Genomic DNA, 10,939 nt, shown 5'->3' with positions numbered 1-10,939 from the left:
AAAACCCGGACAACAATCAATCCCCGGTTCTCACCGGAAATCTAAGCCGTCCGTAGCTATCTGGCGACCAATTCAGCATAACCTGGAGACAACCAGGCCGCCGGAAAAACCGGCTGCACCGCATCGGTGAAGCGGCATATATGGACGGGTAACGAACCCGTCAACGGCCATTTTTCCACAGGGGTGCCATAGCCTGAATAATTTTATATTTAACAATGGATTAGATCGACATTTTTCTGTCACTTTGCAGCGATTGCCGATGATGGACGCATGCCGGACGTGCGATGAATCCGCAGATTTGCCCCGTGTGAGTCGGATTCGCCACGCCAAATCGGATTGAAGCTGCGCAAGCGCGCGCTGGACGGCATCGGGCCGATGCAATAGTTCGTTGCAAACTCGGGAGCTTAGCCATTTCCAAGCCTTATCTTGTCGCCGCCCTGCTCATGGCGCTCTCTTGCCCCGCGGCAGCGATGGCTGACAGCGTATCGCTAACGGCACCGCAGTTGTTCGAACTCGCCGACCGCACCCGCGACAGCGGCGATTTTGCCACGGCCGAAACCGCCTATCGCGCCCTGGCGGACAATCCCGATATCGACCTGCGCAACGAAGCGCGGTTTCGCCTGGCGCTGATGCTGGCGGATCGCGAGCACAAGTTGAAGGACGCAGCGCTGATCCTGCGCCGCATTCTGGACGAACGCCCCAACGCGCAGCGCGTGCGCCTGGAACTGGCGCGGGTTCAGGCGATGATGGGTGACCTTGGCGCTGCCCGCCGGGAAATGCGCGCGGCCCAGGCTGGTGGGCTGCCGCCGGACGTGGAGCGCATGGTGCGGTTCTATGCCGCCGCGCTCAAGGCGCGCAAACCCTTTGGTGGCAGCCTGGACGTGGCGCTGGCGCCCGACAGCAACATCAACCGCGCCACCCGGTCCAACACGCTGGGTACGGTGATCGGCGATTTCACGCTGGACCAGGATGCCAAGGCCAGATCGGGCCTGGGCTTGGCGCTGCGCGGGCAGACCTATTTTCGCACCCCGCTGGAAAAGAATGCCACCCTGCTGGTGCGGGCCAATGGATCGGGCGATCTTTACCGCGATGAGCGCTTTGACGATATCCTGATCGGCATCCAGGCCGGCCCGGAATATACGCTGGGTGCCGACCGGTTGACGCTCGCCGCCGGGCCAACCTGGCGATGGTATGGCCTCAAGCCCTACAGCACGTCGGTGGGGGTGAGTGCCGATTTCCTCCATCCCATGGGCAAGACGATGCAGGGCCGCCTCGGCCTGGGCGTGACCCATACCGCCAACCGGCGCAATGCCTTGCAGACCGGCGATGTCTTTGCCCTGTCGGCCGGGCTCGATCGTGCGCTATCGGCCCGCCTGGGGGGCGGGCTGCAGGCCTTCGTCAACCGCACGAAGGCACGCGACGCGGGCTGGTCGGACGTGACCGGCGGTGGCGCGGTCTATGCGTTTCGCGAAATCGGCCGGACCACCGCCGTGATCAGCGCCAGCTACAGCCACCTCGAGGCCGATGCCCGGCTGTTCCTCTATCCGCGCCGCCGGATGGATGACCGCTTTTCCGTGGTGGCCAGCACCACCTGGCGTGCGCTGCAATGGCAGGGCCTGGCCCCGATCACGCGGTTGCGGTGGGAGCGTAACCGATCGACTGTGGGCATCTATGACTATCGCCGGGTCGCGGCCGAAGTGGGCATTACCGCCGCGTTTTGAGCGTGCGCTCCCCGCGAGTTCAGGCGTGGCCGGTATCGGCGGCAAGATGGGCGGGATCGATTCCCGCGGCGCGCCAGGTGGCCGACCAGCGCTGTTCGCGCGGCGTGTCGAACAGGATCGCGGGTGAACCTTCGGCCGCATGCCAGCCGTGGTGGTGCATTTCTTCTTCCAACTGCCCCGGTCCCCAGCCGGCATAGCCCAGCGCCACCAGCCAGCGCGAGGGGCCACGCCCTTCAGCAATCGCGCGCAGCACGTCCATCGAGGCGGAGAGCGTGCACAGCGGATTGACCGTGACCGAGCCCTCGCCGCCCCAATCGGGCGTGTGCAGCACGAAGCCGCGCCCGGTTTCCATCGGGCCACCATGCAGCACCGGTACATCGGGCGCATGGCCCGGATCGATGCCTACATCTTCCAGCAGGCCGTGAAAGCGGATGCCGGCGCGTTCCTCGCCCAGGCCAATGCCGAGGGCGCCGTTGGCATCGTGCAGACACAGCGCGAGCACCGCGTGATCGAAGCGCGGATCCATCATGCCGGGCATGGCAAGCAGCAGGCGCCCAGCAAGATAGTGCGGGGCAAGATCGGCAGCGGCAGGTTCGGTCATGATGGCAGACTTTTTCAGGCGGCGGCCGATGCGGCAGCGGCGGCGGTGGCAGCGCGTTCGCTGGCACCCCCCGGACCACGGTCTTCGGCCACGTCGATCAGGCGCTTTTCCAGGTTGCGCAGGCGGTTCTCGCTGGTCACCTTCTCACCCAGAATATCGGTGACATAGAACGTATCGACCGCGCGTTCGCCATATGTGGCGATGTGAGCGGAATGGACGACCAGCCGCGAATCGAACAGGGCATGCGCCAGGCGGCCGAGCAGCGCGGGCCGATCGCGCGCGCCCACTTCCACCACGGTGAAGCGGTTGGACGCCTTGTTGTCGAAGATCACGATCGGCTGCACGTCGAACGCCTCTGCCCGGGGGCGAGCGAGCGGCCGCGCGGCGAGCTGGGGCATGAGCTTGACCCGGTTGGACAGGGCATCGGCGATGCTGTTCTTGAGCCGTTCGATATGGCGCGCTTCGTTGAGCGGGCGGCCAAGCGGGTCCTGCACCAGGAAATTGTCGACCGCGAGGCCATTGCGCGTGGTGTGGATGCGCGCATCGATGATGTTGCCCCCCGCCAGGTGGATCGCGCCGGCTAGGCGATAGAACAGCCCGGCGTGGTCTGCGGCCAGCACGGTAACCAGCGTGGCGCCGCGCGCGGGATAGTAATGCGCCTCTACCGACAGCGGCTCACCCAGGGCGCTATCCATCTGCTGGAGATTGAGCGCGATGATGTCTTCGGGTTCGGCAATCCAGTAGGCATCGCTCAGCTGCCGGCCGACCGTGCCAATCAGCGCATCGCGTTCCTTGAGCAGTTCGCCCACCGCCTTCTTCTTGGCGGCGATGCGTTCGGGCCGGCCGTGCTGTTTGTGGCCGAGACGCAGCATTTCCTCGGTCTGGATGAACAGATCGCCGAGCAGCTGGCGCTTCCACGAATTCCAGATCCCTGGCCCGACCGCGCGGATATCGACGATGGTCAGGATCAGCAGCAGGCGCAGCCGTTCTGCGCTTTGCACTTGCGCGGCGAAATCGGCGATCGTCTTGTAATCGGCCAGATCGCGCTTGAACGCGGTGGCACTCATCAACAGGTGCCAGCGCACCAGCCAGGATACCAGCTCGGTCTCGGCGGCCGAAAGACCCAGCCGCGGGCACAGCTTGCGCGCCACCTCGGCCCCGAGCACGGAATGATCGCCGCGGCGGCCCTTGGCGATATCGTGCAGCAGCGTGGCAACATAGAGCACGCGGCGCGAGGCAACCTTCTGCACCACGTTGCTGGCCAGGGGATGCAGTTCGCGCTCCTCCCCCTTTTCGATGCGGGCGAGCAGTCCAATGGCGCGGATGGTATGCTCGTCCACCGTATAGTGGTGGTACATGTCGAACTGCATCTGCGCCACCACGCGCCCGAAATCGGGAATGAAGCGGCCAAACACGCCCGCCTCGTTCAACCAACGCAGCACGGTTTCGGGGTCATGCGGGCTGGTCAGCAATTCCAGGAACAAGGCATTGGCGCGCGGGTCCTTGCGCACCGCGCCATCGATCAGGCCAGCATCGCGCCGCGCCAGGCGCATCGCATCGGGATGGATTTCCAGCCCGTGCTTGTCGGCCACCACGAAGATCTCGAGCAGGCGCACGGGATCGACGGCAAAGAAATCGTCGGCCGGGACCGACACCTTTTCCGCGACGATGGGAAAGCCCGAAACCTTGCGCTTGCGGCGCTGGCGCAGCGCGGCGAAGAAGCCGGGCTTGGTGCGGGCAAACTGTTCATCGAGCTGGGCCATGAACACGCCGGTGAGCGAGCCGACCTGCTTGGCCTGGAGAAAGAAGAACTGCATGAAGCGTTCGACCGAGCTTTTGCCCGGACGATCGGCAAAGGCCATGCGCGCGGCCACTTCGCGTTGCAGGTCGAATGTCAGGCGATCTTCGGCGCGGCGGGTGATCATGTGCAGGTGGCAGCGCACCGCCCAGAAGAAATTCTCGGCGCGGTGGAACGCGCGATATTCCGCCGCCGTGAGCAGGCCGACATCGACCAGTTCCGATGGATCGCGCACCTTGTGGACATATTTGCCGATCCAGTAGAGCGTGTGCAGGTCGCGCAGCCCGCCCTTGCCCTCTTTCACATTGGGTTCGACCACATAGCGGCTATCGCCCAGCCGCTTGTGCCGCTCGTTGCGTTCGGCCAGCTTTTCGGCGACGAATTGGCGCTCGGTGCCGGCGGCGACCTCGGCCCAGAAGCGACGCGCCGCTTCTTCATAGACGTCGCGATCGCCCCAGACGTAACGCCCTTCGAGCAGCGCGGTGCGGATCGTCAGGTCGCTCTTGGCCATGCGCACCGTATCATCGAGCGAGCGGCTGGAATGACCGACCTTGAGGCCAAGGTCCCACAGGAAATAGAGCATCGCCTCGATCACCTGCTCGCACCACGCGGTGGGCTTGTTCGGGGTGACGAAGGCGATGTCGACATCGGAATGCGGCGCCATCTCGCCCCGGCCATAGCCACCCACGGCCAGCACGGCGATGCGCTCGCCCGTCGTGCGGTTGCTGGCGCGATAGACCTGGCCGATCACATAGTCGTGAATCACCCGCACCAGCTGGTCGACCAGGAAGGCCTGGCCCTGGGCGCATTCATAACCTGCCGAGGGCCTGCCGCGCAGGCGCCGGGCCAGTTCCTCGCGGCCATGGGCCAGCGCCGCGCGCAGATGCTCGACCACCACGGGCCGGGCGCGCGAGGGATCGCCATCGGCTTGTGCCACGGCCTGGGTCACCGCCTCGGCAAGGGTGCGACGGTCGATAATGGCGCGCTGGTGGGCGATGCGGGGCAAGGTCATGCCCCCTCATTAAACGAGGTGGCGTTAAGGGGAAACAGCGCAGGCATCCAAGTTTTCACGATAATCGCCGATTGGCCTCCCCCTTTCGGGCAGGATCGCGCGCAAACGACCGCGCCTGGGCCGCACTGGCGCCCGCCGCGCTTTTGGGATTTGCCAGCAGCTTGGCCCCTGTGCCAGAAGGCGCGCGAACCAGGGCAGGCTGGCAAGGCCTGGCCCACGGCCATCAGTTCACCGAATACGGAGCGTCGCGCTTGTCCCTTTTTCCGGCCCTTTCTGCCGCTGCGGCTGCCTCATCGCACATGCCGCTGCATTGGGAGCAACTGCATCTCTCGCCCATCGCCTGGGATTTCGGCTTCTTTGCGCTGCGCTGGTATTCGCTGGCCTACCTCGCCGGCATCCTGCTCGGCTATTGGCATCTCTCGCGCATGATCCGCCAGCCGGGGGCGCCGATGGCCCAGCGCCACGCCGATGACCTGTTCTTCTATGCCACGCTGGGCATCATCCTGGGCGGCCGACTTGGCTATGCCACGTTCTATGCCCCGGAACTGTGGACGCACCCCAGCGAACTGGTCAAGCTGTGGCAGGGCGGCATGAGCTTTCATGGCGGCCTGATCGGCACCGTGCTGGCGATCGCCTTTGTCTGCTGGCGCAACCAGCTGAGCTTTATCCGGGTGTGCGACTATATCGCCCCATGCGCGCCGATCGGGCTGTTCTTCGGCCGCTGCGCCAATTTCGTGAATGGCGAGCTATGGGGCCGCGTCACCACCGCCGATGTGCCATGGGCCATGGTCTTTCCCGGCGCCGGTCCCAATCCGCGCCATCCCAGCCAGCTCTATGAAGCGCTGCTCGAAGGGGTGATCCTGGCCACCGTGCTGATCACGCTGTTCTGGAAAACCCGCGCGCGCTGGCGGCCGGGCCTGCTGATGGGCACGTTTGCCACCGGCTATGCGCTGTCGCGCTTCATCGTCGAATTCTATCGCGAACCCGATGCCCAGCTCGAAGACTTTGCCCTGCGCACCGGGCTGTCGATGGGCCAGTGGCTGACCCTGCCGATGCTGGCGATCGGCCTCACCCTGCTGATCCGGGCGATGGCGCGCCCGCCGCTGGGAACCGTGGCGCCGCCCCCGGCCGATTGACCAGACCATGGCCACTGAAAGCCTGCGCGATGTCTTTGCCAGGCTGATCCGGGCGACCGGCCCGATCAGCGTGGCGCACTTCATGGCCGAATCCAACGCGCGCTATTACAGCACGCGCGATCCGCTGGGCACGGCCGGCGATTTCATCACCGCCCCGGAAGTGAGCCAGATGTTTGGCGAAATGATCGGGCTATGGCTGGCCGACATCTGGATTCGTGCCGGGAAGCCACAGCCGGTCGCCTATGTCGAGGCCGGGCCCGGCCGCGGCACCCTGGCACTCGATGCGCTGCGCGCCGCCGCGCGCCACGGCCTGGTGCCCGATGTGCACTTCGTGGAAACCAGCCCGACACTGCGCGGTGTGCAGCGGCAGCGCTTTCCCCAGGCCACCTGGCACGATGATTTTTCCACGCTGCCCGGCGATCGCCCGCTCATGGTGGTGGGCAACGAATTCCTCGATGCCCTGCCCGTGCACCAGATCGTGCGCATGGCCGAAGGCTGGCGCGAGCGGATGATCGGGTGGGACGCGGCGGGCGAACGCCTGCTGCCAGTGGCCGGCACCCGCCCGATGGACGCGGCCGTGCCCGCAGACCGGGCCGATGCGCCCGAAGGCACGATCATCGAAACCTGTCCGGCCGCCGCCGCCGTCACGGCCGATATCGCCGCGCGCCTGGCCGCGCAGGGCGGCGTGGCGCTGTGGATCGACTATGGCCATGCCCAGCCCCAAGATGGCAGCACGCTGCAGGCCGTGCGCGCCCACCACAAGGTCGATCCCTTTGCGCATCCCGGCGAAGCAGACCTTACCGCGCTGGTCGATTTTGCCGCGCTGGTGCCGGTGATCGCCGCGGCTGGCGCGCGCTGCGATGGTATTGTCACGCAGGGTGAATTCCTAAGATCGCTGGGGATCGAGGCACGCGCGGCTACCCTGGCTCGCCATGCACCCGACCATGGCCCCGCCCTGGCGCGTGCACTGGCCCGCCTGGTTGATCCGGCCGAAATGGGCAACCTGTTCAAGGCAATGGCATTTACTGCACCGCACTGGCCAACTAGCGCAGCATTCTAGCCAGTTTGTCGATTGCATTGCGGCAGCGCAAAATACGGCCCGTTGCCACACTAAAATGCTTGTTGGCAAAGCCGCAGTTCTGTGGCTATCACGCGTTATAACTGTTTGGGTCTGGCACGTGCATACCACGGCGGCCCGGCGCGCATGATACCCGGCGATGTTCGCCGCCGCGCGCAAGGAGGGGGAAATACCGTGCCCGGCCGTTTCCAGGCGGGGTGGCAGCAGGCAGGGATTATCAATGGCTGATGAGGCAATTGTGAACGCAAGCGGCACAGATTCGCCCGCCGTCCATGACGGTGCGGGCGCCGATGAAGGCGTGCGGCGGCGCGATTTCATCAATATCGCAGCGGTGAGTTTTGCAGGTGTTGGCGGACTGGCGGTGCTCGTGCCGCTGGTCTCGCAAATGGCACCTTCGGCTGACGTGCTGGCGGAAAGTTCGACCGAGATCGATATCTCGCAGATCGCGCCCGGCCAGGCCATCAAGGCCGTGTTCCGCAAGCAACCGGTCTTCGTGCGCAACCTGACCCCGGTGGAAATCAGCGAGGCCGACAAGGTGCCGCTTTCCAGCCTGCGTGATCCGCAGACCCTGGAAGAGCGGACCAAGCCGGGCAAGACCAACTGGCTGATCACCATGGGCGTCTGCACCCACCTGGGCTGCGTGCCGCTGGGTGCCGGCGAAGGCGAGGTGAAGGGTGAATTCGGCGGCTATTTCTGCCCGTGCCACGGCTCGGTCTATGATACCGCCGCGCGCATCCGCAAGGGCCCGGCACCCAAGAACCTGGAAGTGCCGGTTTATGAATTCACGTCCGACACTGTCGTGAAGATCGGCTGAGGATAGACACGATGAGCTTTCCCTGGGCGAAACATTACAAGCCAAGCCACCCGCTGATGCAGTGGCTGGACGAAAAGCTGCCACTGCCGCGCTTCGTCTATAATGCTGTCGGCGCCGGCTATCCGGTGCCGCGCAATCTGAACTACATGTGGAACTTCGGCGTGCTCGCCGGGGTGTGCCTCATGCTGCAGATCGTGACCGGCGTGGTCCTGGCGATGCACTATGCCGCCAATTCCGGCGTGGCATTCGACAGTGTCGAGCACATCATGCGCGACGTGAACTGGGGCTGGATGCTGCGCTATGCGCACGCCAACGGCGCCTCGGCGTTCTTCGTGGTGGTCTATATCCATATCTTCCGCGGGTTCTTCTACTCCTCGTACAAGCCCCCGCGCGAAATGATCTGGCTTCTGGGTGTCACGATCTTCCTGCTGATGATGGCCACGGCCTTCATGGGCTATGTGCTTCCCTGGGGCCAGATGAGCTTCTGGGGCGCCAAGGTCATCACCGGCCTGTTCTCGGCCATCCCGGTGGTCGGCACGCCGCTGCAGCAGTGGCTGCTGGGTGGCTTCGCGCCGGATAACGCCGCGCTCAACCGCTTCTTCAGCCTGCACTTCCTGCTGCCCTTCGTGATCCTGGGCGTGGTGATCCTGCACATCTGGGCGCTGCACATTCCCGGTTCGTCCAACCCCACCGGCGTGGAAGTGAAGACCGAATCCGACACCGTGCCGTTCCACCCCTATTACACCGCCAAGGACGGCTTCGGGCTGGGGGTCTTCGCGATCCTCTACTGCACCATGCTGTTCTTCCTGCCGAACGCGCTGGGCCACCCGGACAACTACATCCAGGCCAACCCGCTTTCGACGCCGGCGCACATCGTGCCCGAATGGTACTTCTGGCCGTTCTACGCGATCCTGCGCGCCTTCACTGCCGATTTCCTGTTCATCCCGGCCAAGCTGATGGGCGTGCTGGCGATGTTCTCGGCAATCCTGGTGTGGTTCTTCCTGCCCTGGCTGGATACCTCGCCGGTGCGTTCGGGCCACTATCGCCCGCTGTTCCGCAAGTTCTTCTACCTGCTCGTGATCGACGTGCTGGTGCTGGGCTTCTGCGGCGGCTCGCCGGCCGAAACCAAGTATGTGCTGATCTCGCAGATCGCCGCCACGTACTATTTCCTCCACTTCCTGGTGATCCTGCCGATCGTCGCCTCGATCGAGAAGCCGGCCCCGCTGCCCTTCTCCATCACGCAAGCGGTGCTGGGCAAGGATGACCAGACCGCCCCGGCCGCCTGAGCCAGCGCGAACCGCACAAAGAGAGAGAACCCCATGGTCCGTCTTTTTGGTCCTCTTGTCGGCCTCTTCTTCGCCGTGGCGCTGCTCTGGTCGTTCGGAGTGGGCGCGATCCAGGCGATCCGCGAGCCCGAACCCGCCACGGCGGTGCAGGTCTATCACCTTGCCCCGCACGAGCCCGAGCCCGGCTTCTCGTTCAACGGCGCCTTCGGCAAGTTTGACCGGGCACAGCTGCAGCGCGGCTTCCAGGTTTACAAGGAAGTCTGCTCCAACTGCCACTCGCTCCACTTCGTGGCGTTCCGCGATCTGGCCGCGCTCGGTTATTCCGAAGCGGAAGTGAAGGCGATCGCCAAGGATTGGTCGAACAAGGCCAAGGTCGTCGATCCCAAGACCGGCGATGAAACCCAGCGCGACAACGTGCCGGCCGATCACTTCCCCAAGGTCTATTATGCCGGCACCGGCAACCCGCCAGACCTGTCGCTGGTCACCAAGGCCCGCCATGAAGGCCCGGAATACGTCTATTCGCTGCTGACCGGTTACCAGGATCAGCCGGCCGAACTGCTCAAGCGGTTCCCCGACAGCAAGACGCCCGATGGCCTCTACTACAACCCCTACTTCGCCAACCTGAACATCGCCATGCCCGCGCCGCTGGCCGACGACCAGGTGACCTATGGCGACGGGACCAAGGCCACCAAGCAGCAGATGGCTGCCGACGTTGCCGCGTTCCTGACCTGGACCGCCGAACCCAAGATGGAAAAGCGCAAGCAGACCGGCTGGGCCGTGCTCGGCTTCCTGCTCGCCGCCACCGTGCTGGCCTATCTGGCCAAGCGCAATATCTGGGCCCGGGTCCACTAAAGCCGGGCGACAGCGCCAAAACGAAAAGGCCACCGGAAACGGTGGCCTTTTTCATGGGTTGTCGGCACTGGCGGCCACTTTTCCCGATTGCCTTGGACATTGCCTCATGACCTGCGACCTCAAGTCCCTGATCCGCACCGTGCCCGATTTTCCCGTGCCCGGCGTGCTGTTTCGCGATGTCACCACGCTGATCAGCCATCCCACCGGCTTTGCCGCCGCGATCGACCACCTCGCCAACCGGGCACAGGCCAGCGGCGCAACCCTGATCGCCGGGATGGAGGCGCGCGGCTTCATCTTTGGCGCCGCTGCGGCTGCGCGCGCGCAGCTGGGCTTTCTGCCGGTGCGCAAGCCGGGCAAATTGCCGGTGCCGACGCTCAGCGTCGACTATGACCTGGAATATGGCACCGACAGGCTGGAAATCGATCCCACCGCCATCGCGCCAGGACAGCGCGTGGCGATCGTCGATGATCTCATCGCCACCGGTGGCACGGCGCTGGCCGCGGCACAACTTCTGCGCGAGGCAGGCGCCGTAGTGACCCATGCGTTCTTCGTGATCGACCTGCCCGACCTGGCCGGGGCGCAGCGCCTGCGCGACGCGGGCCTGGTGGTAGACGCCCTGATGGACTTCCCCGGGCACTGAC

9 protein-coding genes are annotated in these 10,939 nt (G+C 65.0%); 7 read left to right on the top strand and 2 right to left on the bottom strand.

The features are described 5' to 3' along the window. Window positions 1–470 precede the first annotated feature (470 nt). Window positions 471–1,721: a surface lipoprotein assembly modifier gene (locus FHW97_RS21355; RefSeq protein ID WP_253941924.1), complete on the top strand. Its 1,251-nt coding sequence runs from the start codon at window positions 471–473 to the stop codon at window positions 1,719–1,721. 19 nt (window positions 1,722–1,740) lie between these two features. Here the strand turns inward: FHW97_RS21355 and FHW97_RS21350 are convergent, their stop codons facing one another. Together FHW97_RS21350 and FHW97_RS21345 are read right to left on the bottom strand one after the other, a co-directional pair. Further along, complete coding sequence (locus FHW97_RS21350) at window positions 1,741–2,322, bottom strand: YqgE/AlgH family protein (RefSeq protein WP_062788697.1); 582 nt, start codon at window positions 2,320–2,322, stop codon at window positions 1,741–1,743. Window positions 2,323–2,336: 14 nt separating this feature from the next. Next, window positions 2,337–5,132 (bottom strand): [protein-PII] uridylyltransferase, encoded by a 2,796-nt coding sequence (locus FHW97_RS21345; RefSeq protein WP_022678053.1) that lies wholly within the window; start codon window positions 5,130–5,132, stop codon window positions 2,337–2,339. A 299-nt stretch (window positions 5,133–5,431) separates the two neighbouring features. On the opposite strand from FHW97_RS21345, the gene lgt reads away from it, so the two are divergent. The 6 genes from lgt (at window position 5,432) to FHW97_RS21315 (ending at window position 10,938) form a co-directional block, all read left to right on the top strand. Continuing rightward, a complete protein-coding gene (gene lgt / locus FHW97_RS21340; protein ID WP_171799697.1) occupies window positions 5,432–6,268 on the top strand; it encodes a prolipoprotein diacylglyceryl transferase in 837 nt (278 codons plus the stop codon). A 7-nt stretch (window positions 6,269–6,275) separates the two neighbouring features. Continuing rightward, the gene (locus tag FHW97_RS21335; RefSeq protein WP_171799694.1) at window positions 6,276–7,328 is read left to right on the top strand and encodes a class I SAM-dependent methyltransferase; all 1,053 of its coding nucleotides are present in this window, start codon (window positions 6,276–6,278) and stop codon (window positions 7,326–7,328) included. Between the two features lie 238 nt (window positions 7,329–7,566). Further along, on the top strand, window positions 7,567–8,160 hold the full coding sequence (petA, locus tag FHW97_RS21330) for a ubiquinol-cytochrome c reductase iron-sulfur subunit (protein ID WP_054132825.1): 594 nt from the start codon (window positions 7,567–7,569) through the stop codon (window positions 8,158–8,160). A gap of 11 nt (window positions 8,161–8,171) precedes the next feature. After that, window positions 8,172–9,446 (top strand): cytochrome b N-terminal domain-containing protein, encoded by a 1,275-nt coding sequence (locus tag FHW97_RS21325; RefSeq protein WP_022678057.1) that lies wholly within the window; start codon window positions 8,172–8,174, stop codon window positions 9,444–9,446. 33 nt (window positions 9,447–9,479) lie between these two features. Further along, window positions 9,480–10,298 (top strand): cytochrome c1, encoded by an 819-nt coding sequence (locus tag FHW97_RS21320; protein WP_022678058.1) that lies wholly within the window; start codon window positions 9,480–9,482, stop codon window positions 10,296–10,298. A 106-nt stretch (window positions 10,299–10,404) separates the two neighbouring features. Further along, window positions 10,405–10,938 carry an adenine phosphoribosyltransferase gene (locus FHW97_RS21315; protein ID WP_171799693.1) on the top strand — a complete coding sequence of 178 codons (534 nt, stop codon included), beginning with the start codon at window positions 10,405–10,407 and terminating at the stop codon, window positions 10,936–10,938. The last annotated feature ends 1 nt before the right edge of the window (window position 10,939 follow it).

This window comes from Novosphingobium sp. SG754, assembly GCF_013149315.1.
Classification (GTDB): domain Bacteria; phylum Pseudomonadota; class Alphaproteobacteria; order Sphingomonadales; family Sphingomonadaceae; genus Novosphingobium; species Novosphingobium capsulatum.
The sequence above is the reverse complement of the archived record's forward strand: the minus strand, read 5'-3'. Positions and strand labels throughout refer to the sequence as shown.

Coding starts and splice junctions, on each gene's coding strand:
- FHW97_RS21355 (WP_253941924.1), top strand. CDS start 471: ATGGCTGACAGCGTATCGCTAACGGCACCGCAGTTGTTCGAACTCGCC.
- FHW97_RS21315 (WP_171799693.1), top strand. CDS start 10,405: ATGACCTGCGACCTCAAGTCCCTGATCCGCACCGTGCCCGATTTTCCC.
- FHW97_RS21350 (WP_062788697.1), bottom strand. CDS start 2,322: ATGACCGAACCTGCCGCTGCCGATCTTGCCCCGCACTATCTTGCTGGG.
- FHW97_RS21335 (WP_171799694.1), top strand. CDS start 6,276: ATGGCCACTGAAAGCCTGCGCGATGTCTTTGCCAGGCTGATCCGGGCG.
- FHW97_RS21320 (WP_022678058.1), top strand. CDS start 9,480: ATGGTCCGTCTTTTTGGTCCTCTTGTCGGCCTCTTCTTCGCCGTGGCG.
- FHW97_RS21325 (WP_022678057.1), top strand. CDS start 8,172: ATGAGCTTTCCCTGGGCGAAACATTACAAGCCAAGCCACCCGCTGATG.
- lgt (WP_171799697.1), top strand. CDS start 5,432: ATGCCGCTGCATTGGGAGCAACTGCATCTCTCGCCCATCGCCTGGGAT.
- petA (WP_054132825.1), top strand. CDS start 7,567: ATGGCTGATGAGGCAATTGTGAACGCAAGCGGCACAGATTCGCCCGCC.
- FHW97_RS21345 (WP_022678053.1), bottom strand. CDS start 5,132: ATGACCTTGCCCCGCATCGCCCACCAGCGCGCCATTATCGACCGTCGC.